Genomic DNA, 16390 nt, shown 5'->3' on the forward strand with positions numbered 1-16390 from the left:
ACTTAAATTTTTATTTTTAACGTTTTAAATGTGAATTTGTGATTCTTCCCTAGAATCAGTTGAGCAAAAGCCTGCTCCTTAGCGGATATCCAAGTAATCCAAGACCAACTCACAGAACATCATGTTGGCCCAGGAGAACCATTCGCGAGAGTAGAGCGTTGGATCATCTACGTGGAAGCTTTCGTGCATGACACCTGTTTCACCATCGCAGGCAACGAGCTGATCGAGCAAGAATTTCTTCTCCGCCTTATCTCTTGTTGTCAAGCCCTGGATAGAAAGGGCGATTGGCCAGATATAGCGATAGAAGGTATGAGAACTTCCGAGACCACTAGCGTATTCTCCTTGGTAGAAGTATGGATTTTCAGAGCTCAGAATGGTATGACGAGTTGCTTGATAAACTTCATCATCGACCAAACAATACCCCAGATAAGGTGCAGCCAGCAGACTTGGTACGTTTGGATCATCCATGATGCTAGCATTCCCTAAACCATCCACTTCAAAGGCGTAAATCTTTTCGCCCTTGCTATTGGTGGTGTAAGCATAGTTTTCGATGCCTTCTTGGATTTCAGCCTGGAGACGCTTAGCATCTGCGATAATACTCTCGCTACCATCTAGGGCCAATGCTGTAAAGATTTCTTGCACATACCCCAAGACGACTACGGCAAACATATTGGACGGAATCAAATAGCTATACTGACAACAATCATCACTTGGTCGGAAGGCTGACCAGGTCATTCCTGTCACGGCAAAGTCAGGACCAAAACCATCATTTACCAGTGTGTCTTCCTTACGGTCGGTATCCCGAACAAAACGATAAGGAGAGTTGTTGTGGTCTTGCTCTACCGTCCAGAGATGAAGGATTTCCTTGGTTGCTGTGACAAAAGTTTCATCAAACTGACTGGTTTCGCCAGTCTCTTTCCAAAGGAGATAAGCCAACTGCAAAGGATAGCAAAGCGAGTCCACCTCATACTTGCGCTCCCAAATCCAGCCGTTAAGATCTGTGTGGTCTGTCTCATGGTGACCCTTCCAGTTCTCCTCAATGTTAAAGGAGTTGGCATAAGGATCCTTGAGCACCAAGGTCATCTGACGCTTGACCAAACCTGCAATGGTCTGACGCAGGAGGGCATCTCTTTTAGCCACATGAAGGTAGGGTCTGAGTTGGGCTGTTGAATCCCGAAGCCACATGGCAGGAATATCCCCTGTGAGTACAAAAGTTGACCCATCTTCTAGAATCTCGACCGTATTGTCCAAGGTGTCTGTATAGCAACGCTCAAAGACATCCACCCACTCGGGATGGTCCTTAGCCCGCTCCGCTATTTCATCTAGCCATTCTCTAACAATTTCTTTCGAATAAATCATCGTGCAGTTTCCTCTTTCAAACAAGTTTCATGTTCAGTATATAGTTTTTGAGACAGAAAATACATACACAAATGATAGTCATTTTTCTACAAAATTACTTACTTTCGAACCCCATATCTAAAGGTCTCATTTTTCTGATATAATGTAGAAAAACATCTAAAGGAAAAACTATGAAACTACTTGAAACCATCGATACCCGCTTTGGGACTGCTAGCAAGCATGCCTTTTCTCGAGGAAATACCCTGCCCTACACGGGCGTCCCTTTTGGGATGAATTATTTTGTTCCCCAGACCAGCGATCAGGAGGGAGCTTGGTTTTTCGATCCACATCTGCCCATCTTTCAGGGGATTCGATTGACCCATCAACCAAGTCCTTGGATTGGCGACTATTCTTGGCTACTCCTAACACCTATCACAGGCCAGATTGGTGGAGACAGTCTCTTTCATCGTCAGTCTTCCTATGACCTAGATAAGGTCTCTTTCCAACCTCATTATCTGAAGATTTTATCCCTGCGCTATCAGATTGAAAGCCAACTGACACCGACTTGCTATGGCGCTTCTATTCGTTTGGAGCAAAAGCAAGGCAAAGCCCTCGCCCTCTATCTTCACGCAGCAGATGAACTGACAGTGGAGCAGGTAGATAAGCGGACTCTGGCCCTCAGACAAGAAGGCAAAACAGAGACCAATAAAAATCCACTGATACTCTTCACCGCCCTACAAATAAACACGGATATTCTTGCTGTCAGCCAAGAAAGCGGAGACTGGCGAATTGACCTCGCAGATAGCCATGCTGAAATCCAACTAGCGACTTCCTTTATTTCTCCTTCTCAAGCGCTGCTTAATCTACCTCAAACGGACTTTGATAGCTGTAAAGCAAGTGCGAAAGCGAACTGGGAAAATCTCCTCCACCGTTTTGATATCGTGGAGACAGGTGAAGCCGACCGGACCTTCTTTGATCACTGCCTTTACAGACTCTTTCTCTTCCCGCAGACTTTTTATGAGGTTGATGAATCAGGGCAAGCCATCCATATGGACCTGGCTACTGGTACTGTCAAACCCGGCGTCCTCTTTAGCAACAATGGTTTCTGGGATACCTTCCGCACCACCTTCCCTCTCTTTGCCCTTATTATACCAGAACACTATCACCGCTTTTTAGAAGGTTTCCTCAATAGCTACCGTGATACTGGATTCCTGCCTAAATGGCTAGCTCCAGATGAACGTGGTATGATGCCAGGGACTCTATTGGACGGCATTATCGCAGATAGCGCCTGTAAGGATATGGCTCCCGACTTGGAAGAAGAACTCCTCCAAGCCATGCTGGAGACAGCCACCAAGTCTGACCCTCTTGGCATCAACGGTCGCCACGGTTTAGCTCAATACCAAGAATTAGGTTATCTCTCTACTGACCACCACGAAAGCGTCAGCCACACCCTAGACTACGCCTATAGTGATTTTTGCATCGCCAGCTGTGCCGAAAAACAAGGTCAGAATGACATCGCCCAGACTTATAAGGTCGTATCGCAGAATTTCCGTCATCTCTTTGACTCTGAGACAGGCTATATGCGTGCGCGAGATCGTCAAGGCAACTTCCGACCTGACTTCTCTCCTTACAGTTGGGGACGAGACTACGCCGAATGTTCAGCCATTCAAGCTACTTTAGGCGTCCTCCACGACATCCCCGGCTTAATCCAACTGATGGGTGGAAAAGAAGCCTTTAGCCACTACCTTTTGAAAGCCTGTCAGGGTGCTCCCCTCTTTGAAACCACTGGCTATGGTTACGAGATTCACGAGATGAGCGAGATGGTTACAGCTCCCTTCGGACAAGTCGCCATTTCCAACCAACCGAGCTTCCACATCCCTTATCTCTTCCGCTACAGTGACTACCCTGACTACACTAGCCTTCTCATCAAGACGCTACGTCAGAAGACCTTCAAACCAAGCTGGGATGCCTATCCTGGCGATGAGGACAACGGCAGTCTCTCCGCCTGGTACATCTGGTCGGCTCTTGGATTCTACCCGACCTGCCCTGGAAAACCAAGCTATGACCTCGGAATTCCCCTCTTTGATCATCTCCGTGTCTACCTGGCTAAAGAAAATAAATGGTTGGATATCTATGCTGAACAAAACTACAGCCATTTTAACTTTGTCAAAGAGTGTCGATTGGACGAGACCCCTGTATCTAGCATTCAACACCAAGACCTCTTGAAAACTGAGCAACTGACCTTCACCCTCAGCTGGCTACCAAATCACTCATAACCAAAAGAACCTTTGCATCGCGCAAAGGTTCTTCTTTTATGAAACTTGGACTTTAAGTTGATTTACAAGCTGACCACCCACCGTTAGGTTCAGATAGAAATCCAAGGTTTTATCTCCTGCGAAATACAAGGTTGGTAGCGTCAACCTTTTTTCAGTCTCGCCAGCTTGAAACGCAAGGACTTGAATCTCATCCTGATAAGCGACACCATGCACACCCGTCCCTGGTTGAATCGAAATCTTAGCTTCTAAAGGACCACTACATTCTCTGCGCTTAACTGTAAAATAGGCATTTTCTCCCTTAGTTACATCTAGACTTTTTTCTGAAAACTCCAGTTGCTGAACAGCTTCTTTTTTCGACGAAGTAGGTGTTTTATAAAGTGAAATCTTAGTTAATACTGGCAAATCCTGTGTCTCTGTGATGATGACACGCACCTTCTGAGCCTCTACCATGGATCCGCGCAAAAGACGTTTATAGCCCACTGTAAATCCTGATCCAAACTCCTGCCAGACACCATCCAACTCTACCTGAACACGGAAAGCAGCAATGCGTTGCCCTAACTTCAAATCTTCCCTCAGCTCAATCACATCAAAAGTTTTAGGTGATCCTAAATCGAGCTCTAATTGGATTGGCAACTCTGCATCACTTGCCCATGAACTGATCCTCCGTCCATCTGTCAGATGATGACCGGCAAAGTCTGGTGATAGAGCAGGACCAGATACCTTCGCTCCCAGAGCCAAATCTTCTTTATAGAGTTCGTCACGGTAGGCAGCAAATTCATAGAGACGCTGGATATCCTTTTCGTCAAAGAGTCCATCTTTATTAGGCGGAATATTGAGTAAGAGAGGTGTTCCCCGCCCTACCGAGTAAAAATAAATCTCGACCAACTCCTCGAGAGACTTAGGATCCTGATCCTCATGGTAAAACCAGCCTGGCCGAAGAGAAACATCTGCCTCGCCGATTGAAAACAGCGTCCCCAAGGGGTCTCCGTGCTGTAGATAATCTAATTCCGCCTCTGTTCCTAACTGGTCTAGTTTGACTTTTTGCCACAAGGGATCCCCTGCATAGCCCCGTTCATTTCCAATCCAGCGAATACTAGTTCCCTCAGTTGAGAAAATCAAACAATCGCCCTGCAAGTCACGAATGGTTTCAAACCAGGTCTCAAACTCATAGTTGACCTTCTGGGCCCCTTCCCCTCGAGCACCATCCATCCACACCTCAGTGAACTTCCCGGCATTCCCATAGGCAGGATTTGACAAGATTTCCTTCAACTGAGCCAGATAGTAGGCATTGTAGTCCGCTTCTCGGTCCACATGATAAAGGGGACTATGGGCATCCCAAGGAGATAAATAAACTCCCATATCCATGTCAAACTCAGTTGCAGCTTGGGAAACTTCAAGGAGCAAGTCCCCCTTTCCATCCCTCCAAGGGCTAGCCTTGACCGAATAATCTGTATGTGCTGTCGGGTAGAGGACAAAACCATCGTGGTGCTTCACCACCAAAATCAGCTTTTTAAAACCTGTTTCTTTGAGTACCCGAACCCATTCACGCGCATCCAACTTGGTCGGGTTAAAACGCATAGGATCCTCTTGCCCACTTCCCCATTCTTGGTCATAAAAGGTATTGGGCCCAAAATGGATAAAGGCAGCTAGTTCATCCTCTAAATAATCCAACTGGGCCTGACTTGGTAATGGTCCATGTGGTTTTATTTTCGTCATCATCTCATATCTCTTTCTCTTGTTCACAAAGTTATCCACAACTTGTGGATAAGAAAACATGCCTAAAAACTAGTTTCTCCAAAATCCAGCCCTTAGACTTGGAAGCCTTCGCCCTAAACATACCTTTGTCAAATGGCTCTGTACTAAGGTTTTTACTAGCTCTCTAGCAAGTTACTAATATACGGAACTATTATCAGAATACTTCAACACCATGGATTAGATATCATTCTTCCTCAGACTTATCCACAGACTGTGAATAAACTATTGTTCCAGACCGCTCTCTCCTTGACTATAACAAAAAGCGATAGCAGCGTCAATATGACTAAGATGCCTTCCTAAATCCCCTGAAAAGATTCTATAATTTGTACAATCGTAGCTTTTGCATTCGTCAGCTAGTTAGAAGCAGTCAGTAGAAAATGACTGCTTTATCACATTGTGAACAGCACAGCTGTAGTACTATAATACCTAACAACCTAATCATTTCTAGCAAAAAATCCCGCAGATTTGCGGGATTTTCTCTTGCATCAATGCGCCAACATTTCTTGGGCGATTTCTTGGCCAGATAGGTTATCTGGGTAGTAGGTTGGCCAGTTATCCATCTCTTCAAAGAGAGCTTCTTGGCTAGTACCTCCAAAGAAGATATGGAAATGTTCTGCCTTGACTGGGGCGATATTGTGATCGCTAAACTGAACATACTTGAATTGTCCAGCATCTGCATCTGTCGCTTCAAAAAGGAAGCGCACTCCACGATTACCTTTCTTATAAGTCAAGATTTTCTTGCCGACATACTTGTAGGTGAATTTCTTGCTTTGGCCACCTTGAACAAATTCCATAGTATTATCCGTAATGTTGATCTTGGTCACATCTGTCTGATAGCCTTTTCTATAGTAGGCCTTATACTCATCCTTGGTCATCTTGCCAGTCAACTTAGCCTTGTAGTCAAAAACTTGATCAAAAGTTCCATCTTCAAGGAAAGGATAGACAGACTGCCAGTTACCTGCATAGTCACTCAAGGTGCGGTCCTTGACGTCTGCATCCTCAAAGTAACCATTGTGAACTGTCTTGGTGTTTTCTTCCTTTTCTGGCTCAATTTCTGGTCCTTCTTGGTCTGTTGTCTGCTTCAAAGCCTTGAGATTTTTCTCCATCACGGAGATATAGTCCTCACCAGCCTTGGTCGCTTCTTCTGTCAGACTTTCCAGCGGATTAAGCACATCTAGTTTGACACCTGTTTCTTTGGAGAGGGTATTGGCAAGGGCTTGAGAGGCATTCTCTTCAAAGTAGATATAGGAAATCTTGTTTTTCTTGATATACTCGGTCAATTCTGCCAAACGTGCTGCTGATGGTTCTGCATCTGGTGAGAGACCTGAGATGGATACTTGCTTGAGACCGTAGTCCAAGGCAAGGTAGTTAAAGGCAGCATGCTGGGTCACAAAGCTCTTTTGTTTAGCTTGAGACAAGCCATCTGTGTATGCCTTGTCCAAGGCTTGTAACTTCTCAATATAGGCAGCCGCATTCTTCTCAAAAGTCTCTTTTTTATCAGGATAATCTGCTGACAAGCTGTCACGGATATGCTCTACCAGTTTGATGGCGCGTGCTGGTGAAAGCCAAACGTGGGGATCGTAGTCGTGATGGTGACCCTCACCACCATGATCATGCCCTTCCTCTTCTTCCTCACCACCTGGCAAGAGGAGCATATCACCTGTCGCCTTGATGGTTTTCACTTTTTTCTTATCCAAGGATTCTAGCAATTTTGGAACCCAAGTTTCCATATTTTCATTTTCATAGACAAAGGTATCTGCGTCTTGGATTTTAGCAACTGCCTTTGCAGACGGTTCATATTCATGGGGTTCTGTACCAGCACCGATTAGAAGTTCTACATTAGCGGTATCTCCTGCGACTTGTTTGGTAAATTCGTAGACAGGGTAAAAGGTTGTCACGATATTTAGCTTCCCATCTGCTTGCTTTTGATTGGAACAAGCCACTAAAAACAAGGCACATAGGCTAGCCAGTAGTAAGCTAATTTTTTTCATTTCATTCTCCTATTTGATAAAACGTTTCAGTAGACTGACTAACAAAAAGACAGCTACAAAGATAATGGTGATACTAGCGCTAGCAGGGGTTTCCGCATAGTAGGATATATAGAGCCCTGCCACCATTCCCAAAAAGCCAATAGCGCTGGCTAGTAACATAACAGATTTGAAGTTTTTCCCTAGACGAAGGGCAATACTAGCTGGCAAAACCATAATGGTCGACACCAAAAGGGCTCCTGCTGCTGGAATCATGAGGGCAATGGCCACCCCTGTCACCATGTTAAAAAGAATAGACATGGTACGAACTGGCAAGCCATCCACAAAGGCCGTGTCCTCATCAAAAGTCAGGATATACATTGGTCGCAAGAATAAGAAAGTCAAGAGTAAAACGACCGCCGCAATGGCAAAGAGGAAAATCACCTGCTCCTGGCTAATGGTCACAATCGAACCAAAGAGATATTGGTCCAAACTCATGGAACTCGAACTTTTCCCCTTACTCATCACGATAAGAGACACTGCAAGCCCTGTCGACATGAGGATGGCAGTTCCGATTTCCATAAAGTTCTTATAGACTGTACGGAGATACTCTAGAAAGACCGCTGCGATCAAGACAATAGCAATGGTTGAAATAGTTGGAGAAATCCCCAAAACCAGACCAAAGGCTACACCTGATAGCGAAACGTGACTGAGTGTATCACTCATGAGACTCTGGCGACGTAAGATAAGGAAGGTCCCGAGGACTGGTGAAAAGAGACTCATGGCAATGACCGCCAAGAAGGCTCGCTGCATAAAGTCATAAGATAACAAACTAAGCATGTTCCACCTCCTGGTCGCTTTCGTGAACGTTGAAACAACGCCATGGCGAGTCTTGGTTACGCACTAGGTGAATATTGCGGTCTGCATAGGCCCTGACCTCCTCAGGATCATGGGTAATCATCAAAACGGCCTTACCATGATGGTGAGCACTGTGGTGCATGAGTTCGTAAAATTCATTTTTGCTTCCAGCATCCATCCCTGTCGTCGGTTCATCCAAGACAAAGATATCTGGGTCAGAAGCAAACATCCGAGCAATCACTGCTCGTTGCTTTTGCCCACCAGAGAGGGAACCAATCCGTTTATCACGGTGTTCCCACATACCAACTGAGTCTAGACTAGCCTTGATATGCTCCTCATCGTGGGCATTCAAACGACGGAACCAGCCCTTTCGCGGATAGCGACCCGACTTGACAAATTCATAAACCGTACTTGGAAAGCCAGCATTAAAACTGGCAATCTGCTGGGGAAGATAAGCTATCCTTAGCTTTTTCCCATGAGTATTTGTCTTTGAGATGGTTACCTTGCCAAATCTTGGTTGCAAAATACCTAGACTCGCCTTGATAAGAGTCGTCTTGGCAGCCCCATTTTCACCAGTCAGGGTGACAAACTCCCCACTATCAACACTGTAGTTGATATGCTCGAGGACAGGCTCTTTGTCATAATAGAAAGACAAGTCCTCTACTGTAATATACCGCATTATTTGATTTCTCCTACTAAAGCAGTTAAAAACCGCTGGATGACTTCTTGTTCATTTGGAGTAAACTGATTCGCTACTTGTTCATAGGCTGAGAGCGTGTGTTCATGATGATGGTGGTGTTCTGCCGCTACTGGTCGAGCTAGCTCTGTCAGTTTGTAAAAGATCACACGCGCATCCTTGGGATCTCTGGATGTCTCTAACATTCCTTCTTTGACCAAAGACTTGATAGCCTTGGTCACTGCTGCCTGACTGACATTAAGACGACGAGCCAACTCCGAGTTGGTTAAGGATTCTTCCGACAAGAGCATGAGGATGTGTTCCTGAGTATTGGTCAGGGCTACATCACTGGTGCAATGCCCGATCAGAATTTCATGCTGGTTCTCAGATCTCAAGATCACCTCGTTTAAAAAGTTGTCGATTTCCTGTGCAAGCTGTCTCATATGTTACTCCTTCCCTAGCTATCTTTTCGTAAAAAACATAGATAGTCGCCGATTCTTTACTGGTTAATTATATCATAAACCAAAAAAGAGTCAAGGGAAAAAGGCGTAAAAACGTTTCCCTAGACTCTTCTAGATGTAAAATTTAACCTATTTTTGCTTTGGTTTTCGACTCGATAAGATACCTGCCAAACCAGCTACCATTCCCATCAAGAGCAAGAAGATGGACTGCTCACTTCCTGTATTTGGGAGGGCTTTTTCTGAGACAACTGCTTTCTTGCTAAATTGACCTGCCACCTCATAAGTCAATGGCACATTCGTAGTTGCATCGCTAGCAGCCGCATTCGTTTGAGGCGTTTCTACCGGCAGACTAAAAGTTGTAGAATCCACAGAAATCGTCCGTGAGTTCGGATTGATCTTTTCATACTGGGTCAAATCAGCGGTTTTAAGATACTCTTCAAAGGCTGCATCCATAGAAGGACCTTCTTCACGCGCACCACCTAACATAGTGTAACCATCACCACCCGCAGCTAGGAAATCATTGGTTGCAAGGTAGTAAATTTTTGCGAGGTCTAGGAGATCATAACGACCAGTCGTGCGGTTTTTGACCTGGATGGCCAAGACACGTTTACCTGATGGTAGATTGGTATCATAGTAAACCTTCACACCTGAAACTTGCAAGAAGCCACCACTTGGTTCTAGCAATGGTTGCCCGTTCTCATCCAAGACCTTCTTGCCATCCTTATCGACCTGCAAGATAGATCCGAGTGACTTTTCAAACATATCCAATACTTGTTGCCCAGTCACTTGGATTTGTGAGATGGTATTTCCAAATGGAAGAACGGCAATGACATTTCCTTTCGTAATCGGTTTGCCTTTTGCAATAGTTTCACGCAAGCCACCACCATTTGTCACAGCGATGTCAGTAGGATGGCTAAATCCTGTTTGACCATACTGATAGAGGGAGTCCGCTACGACGTTTCCGAGGTTAGTTTCACGAACCCGAACATTTTCACGATCTCCGTTGAGTTCTACAGGGCTGTTTGAAACGACTTCAACAGCATTTTCAGCATCGTATTTTTGTTTAATGTCTTTGACCAGTTTTTCTACTGTTGGATTGGCTGGTAATTTTTTAGCATCAGCAGCCGGAATCTGAGTTGGATTTCCCAAAAGCTGACGTGATTTGTAGGTGATTTTCCCTACATTATGAAGGTAGCTTCCTGTCTGGTTATAGGTAACATTGTCTCCATAAGTCGTTGATTCTACTGTATGAGAGTGACCGTCGATTACTGTTACGCGTTTCCCTTTCAAACGAGGATTTTTAGACAAGGCTTCTGCCAAAGTTGAACCACGCCATTCGACTGGAGTTGTAGTATCCACACCCAAGTGAGCCAGCACAACATAGTGTTTGTAGTCCTTGCCTTCTGCACGAGCCTTGGCTTGAACTTCTTCGATGACCTTATTGACTTCAGAGATTGGATCTGTAAAAGTTACTCCTTTGACATTTTTAGGGTGAGTTTTGGTAGCTGTTTCAGGTGTTGTCACGCCGATTACAACAAACTCATCACCTTCCACAGTCTTATCTTTATCAACGATTGTAGAAGCTTCAAAGAGACGAGCACCATTGACGTAGGTATTTGAACTAAGTAATGGGAATTTCAAGATCTCCTTGTATTTCTTAGCTTCGTCTAAACCAAAGTCAAACTCATGGTTTCCTACTGCCATGGCATCATACTGCATCTTATTAAGAATTTCAGCGCGGGCTTCGCCCTTTGTAGAGTTGGAAATCGGTAAACCTTGGAAAGCGTCTCCCGCGTCAACAACCAGAGTATTTTGATTTGATTTTGCACGCTCCTGCTCAATGACAGTCGCTAACTTGGCATCTCCAATTACTCCTTTTTCCTCTACAATACGACCATGGACATCATTAGTGTGTAAGATAACGGTGTCCTTTTCTTCGCTTTTAGGAGATTCAGCAGGAGCTGACGGAGTTTCTGCAGGTGCAACCGCTTCTGAAGTTTCCGAAGTTTCCGGTACCGCAGGGCTCTCAACAGGAGCTGGAGTCGCCGACGTAGCAGGAGTCGCTACAACAGCTGAACTTTCTGCAGGAGTTGTTGCTTCTTCAGCGTATACTTGTCCAGCTAAGAAGGCTGGAGCTAACAGGGCTGTCGATAAGACAGGTAACAAAGAACGTTTGTTCATTTTAAAATCCCTTTCTTTTCTTTTTCTCTTTTATATTATACGCTATTTCTAAAAATTTTGAAACTTTTGACCTATTTTTATCTTAAATATTCGCCATTTAAACAAAAAAGCTTGGGTTTAAATCCCAAACTTTTAACTCATTTTATTGGAAATCTTTGATGTTCCCATCATAGGTCGCCCAGTCCTTGCTAAAGAAGCGGTCATTCATCTTATAGTCTGGAGCTGGAGTCGGATCCGTCAAGAAGGGATTGACAACCTTATCAAAAGCTAGCCAACCCAACCAACCAATGTGAATGGTGTCCTTGACAAAGTAGGGATCTCCACCTTTTTTAGAAAAGTCAGCAATGTTGGTGAAACCTTGACTTTCTAACTGGTAACGAATTTTTTCAACAGCATGTTGGTACATTTCCTCGCTGAGCCCTGTATGGGCCATCCATTTTTTATTGACAGGCTGGATCACAAAAAGGACATTGACCTTTGATTTGGCAAATTGATTGAGAACCAACTGCAAATCATTGTATTCAGAGGACTTGAGAAAATTGTAATTTTTTTGATAACCCTTATACTTCTCGAGGTAGTCTTTCACCTGGGTCTTATAAAATTGATTTTCAATTCCCATATCGTTATTATTGGTATTGGCTTCTGCATCCTTTCGAGCAATTTTTTCTAACTCCTCATAAGAAAATTGATCTGGAAGATCTTTTAAATAGTTCTCCACGTGTTCCTTGTACTTGAGTTTTCCTCGAATGGAAAATTGCCCAAATAGAGAGGCCTGACGCTCATTAAAACGTGCAAAAGCCTTGATAATAGCATGATCAACCTCTGATAATTCCTCACCCTTTGACAGCTTCTCAACGATACCCTTCATAGAGACTCCTGGATTTTGCTTTAAGAGACGTTTAGCTGCATGTTTGGCTCCTATATCTCCCGATTGATTTTCTAGAAAGGCTGTCAACTGATCGTTGTTAAAGTAGTTTTGGAAGAATGCTGGCTCATAGTCCTCCTCTGTAAACCACTGAGGCGAAATGACAAATACCGCCTGCTTTTCCTCGATTTCTGGCAAGATCTGCTGCATGCCGAAATACTGATTGAGAGAAGCTGCTCCTGCTTGCCCCAAAAAGTAAGGACGGTAGGGACGGCTATACTTCTCCGCCAAGACCGCTGGGTGCATGCTATCAAAACGAATCCACTCACTTGAGCCAAAAAAGGGAATAAAGCGCATATTTGGTTCCGTAAAGGCTCTCACTTTTTGACTTCTCTCTTTAAAACTTTCCGAACTAATCGCTGCTGCAGAATATTTCTCTTCCATCAAATTATGACTTGGATTGTTTGGATAGAAAAAGATTAGTAAGAAAACAAGAATACTAGCAAGAAGCAGAGGCCCGAAGATCAGCCACAAGCGTTTAAGCATTCTTCAACTCCGTAATACCTTCTACGATTTTATTAGCTGTATTCCAGTCATCACGACCGAACTCCGTCACTGGAACACGAATGTCAAAACGGTTTTCAATCTCAACAATCAATTCAACCGTTCCCATGCTATCTAAGACACCGGCATCAAAAAGATCTTCATCCATCATGTCAGAAACATCTTCCATAAACAACTCATCAATAATTTCAATAACTTCTGATTTGATATCCATTTTAATATCCTTTTATTTTTTAAACCACAAATCATTCAAAAATCCAGAAAAGATTAAGAATGAAATCATCACGACATGGAAGGTGACAACCATGCCAAGCAACTGAATCCAGCGATTCTCAGGTAAGGAACCCTTTCCAGCTTTTTTCCGTTCTTTATTGAGCGCTTTTTTCTTACGAACCCAAGCGTCATTGATGACTAGCCCAATCCCATGGAAAAGTCCGTAGGCGATATAGTACCAGGTCACACCATGCCAAAATCCCATAATCAGCATATTGAGAATATAGGCTACACTTGAAGTGACATTGCGATTCTTAAAAACCTTCTTTCTGGTCAACACCATGACCATCCGCATAAAGACAAAGTCACGGAACCAGAAAGACAGACTCATGTGCCAGCGATTCCAAAACTCTTTTAAATCCCTTGACAAAAAGGGCTTGTTAAAGTTGATAGGACTATGAATACCCATCAAGTTTGAAATAGCCAAGGCAAACATAGAGTAGCCCGCAAAGTCAAAGAAGAGCTCCAGACCAAAGGTATACATAACTGCAAGAGCATAATGGTTAAAGAAACCACCTGTTTGCAAGGCCAAATTTTTCAGCGGAGGCAATAATGTCTCTCCTAAAATGTGAGCCAAGATAAACTTGTAGAGGAAGCCAAGCATGATATATTTGACAGCCTTTTCTAGCATATCCATCAGCTCATCCCGCTCAGGAATGGTCTCGTAATTTTCATTGAAACGTTTAAAACGATCAATAGGACCACTTGAGAAAGTCGGCATAAAAAGAAGAAAACGTAAGAATTGCCAGATCGTTAAATCCTTGATAACACCATCTCTCAACTCAACGATAACCCCAACTGCACGAAAGGTCAAGTAAGAAATCCCTAAAAATCCAAACAAAGATTGAGGTCCATGAATAGCAGGAGATACTTTCACAAAGACGATAGGCAATAGGGATAAAAAGCTAACCAGGTAAAATATCCATTTACTATCCCGTTTTTTCCTGTACCTTTTGTAGAAAGATACAAGCAGTACTTGCCAGATAACATAAAGAATAAAAGCGCTTATTTGATCCGTCTTCCCACCTGTCAACATGGCTAGGATAAAGAAAAGACTAACAAGCACCTCGTACAAGGCAAAACGTTTCTTGAAAAAAAGACCGATAAAGATGGGCAAGGTCGCTCCGATGATGTATAGAAAATACTGTGGATTCCCATAAGGTTCCAAATGAGGAAACTGTTTGAAAAATTCCATCATCGGCTGTTTACCTCATTGATCAAGCCTTTGATGTCAATCTTACCATTAGGAGTCAGCGGTAGGCTGTCCCGATAAAGGAATTTAGATGGCATCATATAAGACATCATGATATCTGCTAGGTCTTCTTTGATAGCCTTGGTAATATCGATATCACGTTCAAACTGCTCGCGAACACCATCTTTTAAGATGACATAGGCCAGTAGATTTTGTACCTTGTGGTCCTTGTTATAACGCGGAACAGCAACAGCAGACTCGATAAAGCAAGATTTGTTGAGGTTTTGAGAGACATCTTCAAGCTCAATACGATAACCATTAAACTTAATCTGGAAGTCCATCCGTCCACCATAGAGAAGCAAGCCCTCATCTGTCATGGTTCCCACATCTCCTGTGTGGTAGGCTGGCAGACCTTCGAACTCAAAGAAAGCTTCTGCCGTTTTTTCAGGATTATTCATATAGCCTTTTGAAACAGCTGGCCCAGAAACGATGATTTCTCCCTGCTCACCATTTGGAACTTTCTTACCTCCCTCATCAATGATAAAGGTCGGAGAATCAGCCTTAGTATAGCCGATTGGCAGGCGTTTGAGAGTCTTCAACATTTCGTCTGTTACTGCAACTGCTGATAGGGCTACTGTCGCTTCTGTTGGTCCGTAGGCATTGATGATACGGGCATTTGGGAATCGCTCGCGTAGTTTTTGAGCTGTTTTAACCGTCAATTCTTCACCATCAAAGTAGAAATGCGTGATTCCTGGCATTTTCTCACTGTTAAAGTCTTCTGACAACATGGCCATATCTGCAAAGGAAGGCGTCGAGGTCCAGATAGCGATTGGCAAGGAAAAGATGGTCGCAAAGAGTTTTTTGAAGTCCTGAGTAATGGCTGAAGGAAGAGCAAAAAGCGTGCCACCAAGTGCCAAAGTCGGTGCCCAGTACATGACAGATAGGTCAAAAGAATAAGGGGGCTGAGCCAGCATTTGTGGACGACTTGGCGTCGCAAATTCCTTGTCTGTAATCATCCAGTTGGTAAAGCTGAGGAGATTATCATGGGAAATCTGCACTCCCTTAGGCTTACCAGTCGTACCAGAAGTAAAGATGATGTAGTAGTTGTCATCCCCCTTGACTGGATGGGTCATCTCGTAGCTAGAAGCTTGAGCAAAAGCTTCATGGACTTGCTCTAAATTCAGCATTGGTGTGCTAGTTTGCTCTAATGGAAAATCTGAGATGGCAATAATCAAACTTGGCTCTGCAACTTCTACGATAGCAGAAATTCGTTCCAAGGCCGAATGGCTGTCAATAGGAATGTAGGCATGCCCCGACTTAGTCAGCGCTACAAAGGTAGCCAACATCTCATATTCCTGACCACCAAAAACGACGACTGGAGATTTCTCAGGCAAGCCTAGTTGGTCGATAGCTGCAGCCAAACTATCCGAATCAGCCTTCAGATCACCATAAGTATGCTCCTGCCCCAAAACATTGTAAACTGGATAACTGGCTTGTGTCTGAGCAAAGTGCTCAATCATTTCAATCATATCAACTATGGATTTATTTGACACAATAGGTTTTCTCCTTTGAGTTAAAATTCGTTATAGATAAAGCCACCTTGCCCCTGTCCAAGGTAACTAAAAAAATAAAGCAAACCAAGCAAAATAACGAAATACAGAAATGTTTGAGCACAAAAAATATAAAATGTTCTCTTTTTTTTCATATTCGACTTCTTTTTTTGTAAATTTTCAGAAAAGCTATGCAAATCAGCAATTACTGCCTTATCTTCCTAACATTTTACCACTTTATCAACCTTTTTTTCAACTGTTTACCATAACTTAAAAAATGGTTTTAGCTTATTTTAAGATAAGTTAAAATATTAATGTTTGACGTCAATAAAAATTCCCATTACTATAAATCCCCTATACTAGTTATCACAAATTAAACAGTTTAAAAATTAACAGCAAACACACGGCTCCCCCTTTGAGCTTTTTTATGCTAA

Annotated in this window: 13 protein-coding genes; 1 reads left to right on the plus strand and 12 read right to left on the minus strand. The window is 43.5% G+C overall.

Features of this window, described 5'->3' with window-relative positions; translation table 11 throughout:
- Window positions 1–78 precede the first annotated feature (78 nt).
- A complete protein-coding gene (locus tag B7714_RS03905) occupies window positions 79–1359 on the minus strand; it encodes a glycoside hydrolase family 125 protein (RefSeq protein WP_084859691.1) in 1281 nt (426 codons plus the stop codon).
- Window positions 1360–1529: 170 nt separating this feature from the next.
- Between B7714_RS03905 and B7714_RS03910 the strand changes: the two genes are divergently transcribed.
- On the plus strand, window positions 1530–3614 hold the full coding sequence (locus B7714_RS03910; protein ID WP_084859692.1) for a GH92 family glycosyl hydrolase: 2085 nt from the start codon (window positions 1530–1532) through the stop codon (window positions 3612–3614).
- A 36-nt stretch (window positions 3615–3650) separates the two neighbouring features.
- Here the strand turns inward: B7714_RS03910 and B7714_RS03915 are convergent, their stop codons facing one another.
- The 11 genes from B7714_RS03915 to B7714_RS03965 form a co-directional block, all read right to left on the minus strand.
- Window positions 3651–5330: an alpha-L-fucosidase gene (locus B7714_RS03915; protein WP_162284802.1), complete on the minus strand. Its 1680-nt coding sequence runs from the start codon at window positions 5328–5330 to the stop codon at window positions 3651–3653.
- A 524-nt stretch (window positions 5331–5854) separates the two neighbouring features.
- A complete protein-coding gene (gene adcA / locus B7714_RS03920) occupies window positions 5855–7360 on the minus strand; it encodes a zinc ABC transporter substrate-binding lipoprotein AdcA (protein WP_084859694.1) in 1506 nt (501 codons plus the stop codon).
- A gap of 9 nt (window positions 7361–7369) precedes the next feature.
- Entirely contained in the window at window positions 7370–8176 is an 807-nt protein-coding gene (locus B7714_RS03925) for a metal ABC transporter permease (RefSeq protein WP_000950023.1), read from the minus strand.
- Window positions 8169–8873 carry a metal ABC transporter ATP-binding protein gene (locus B7714_RS03930; protein WP_084859695.1) on the minus strand — a complete coding sequence of 235 codons (705 nt, stop codon included), beginning with the start codon at window positions 8871–8873 and terminating at the stop codon, window positions 8169–8171. The genes B7714_RS03925 and B7714_RS03930 overlap by 8 nt, the downstream gene beginning before the upstream one ends.
- Window positions 8873–9313, minus strand: coding sequence for a zinc-dependent transcriptional regulator AdcR (adcR, locus tag B7714_RS03935; RefSeq protein WP_001249321.1), 441 nt, complete (start codon window positions 9311–9313; stop codon window positions 8873–8875). The genes B7714_RS03930 and adcR overlap by 1 nt, the downstream gene beginning before the upstream one ends.
- 147 nt (window positions 9314–9460) lie before the next feature.
- Window positions 9461–11512 (minus strand): cell surface ecto-5'-nucleotidase Nt5e, encoded by a 2052-nt coding sequence (gene nt5e, locus B7714_RS03940; RefSeq protein WP_084859696.1) that lies wholly within the window; start codon window positions 11510–11512, stop codon window positions 9461–9463.
- 142 nt (window positions 11513–11654) lie between these two features.
- Window positions 11655–12923, minus strand: coding sequence for a D-alanyl-lipoteichoic acid biosynthesis protein DltD (gene dltD, locus B7714_RS03945; protein WP_084859697.1), 1269 nt, complete (start codon window positions 12921–12923; stop codon window positions 11655–11657).
- Complete coding sequence (dltC, locus tag B7714_RS03950; RefSeq protein WP_000351972.1) at window positions 12916–13155, minus strand: D-alanine--poly(phosphoribitol) ligase subunit DltC; 240 nt, start codon at window positions 13153–13155, stop codon at window positions 12916–12918. Before dltC ends, dltD begins: the two co-directional genes overlap by 8 nt.
- Window positions 13156–13167: 12 nt before the next feature.
- A complete protein-coding gene (gene dltB, locus B7714_RS03955; protein WP_084859698.1) occupies window positions 13168–14412 on the minus strand; it encodes a D-alanyl-lipoteichoic acid biosynthesis protein DltB in 1245 nt (414 codons plus the stop codon).
- On the minus strand, window positions 14409–15959 hold the full coding sequence (gene dltA / locus B7714_RS03960) for a D-alanine--poly(phosphoribitol) ligase subunit DltA (protein ID WP_084859699.1): 1551 nt from the start codon (window positions 15957–15959) through the stop codon (window positions 14409–14411). Before dltA ends, dltB begins: the two co-directional genes overlap by 4 nt.
- A 20-nt stretch (window positions 15960–15979) precedes the next feature.
- Entirely contained in the window at window positions 15980–16111 is a 132-nt protein-coding gene (locus B7714_RS03965) for a teichoic acid D-Ala incorporation-associated protein DltX (RefSeq protein ID WP_000730286.1), read from the minus strand.
- Window positions 16112–16390 lie beyond the last annotated feature (279 nt).

This window comes from Streptococcus oralis subsp. oralis, from assembly GCF_002096595.1.
Lineage (GTDB): Bacteria > Bacillota > Bacilli > Lactobacillales > Streptococcaceae > Streptococcus > Streptococcus oralis_D.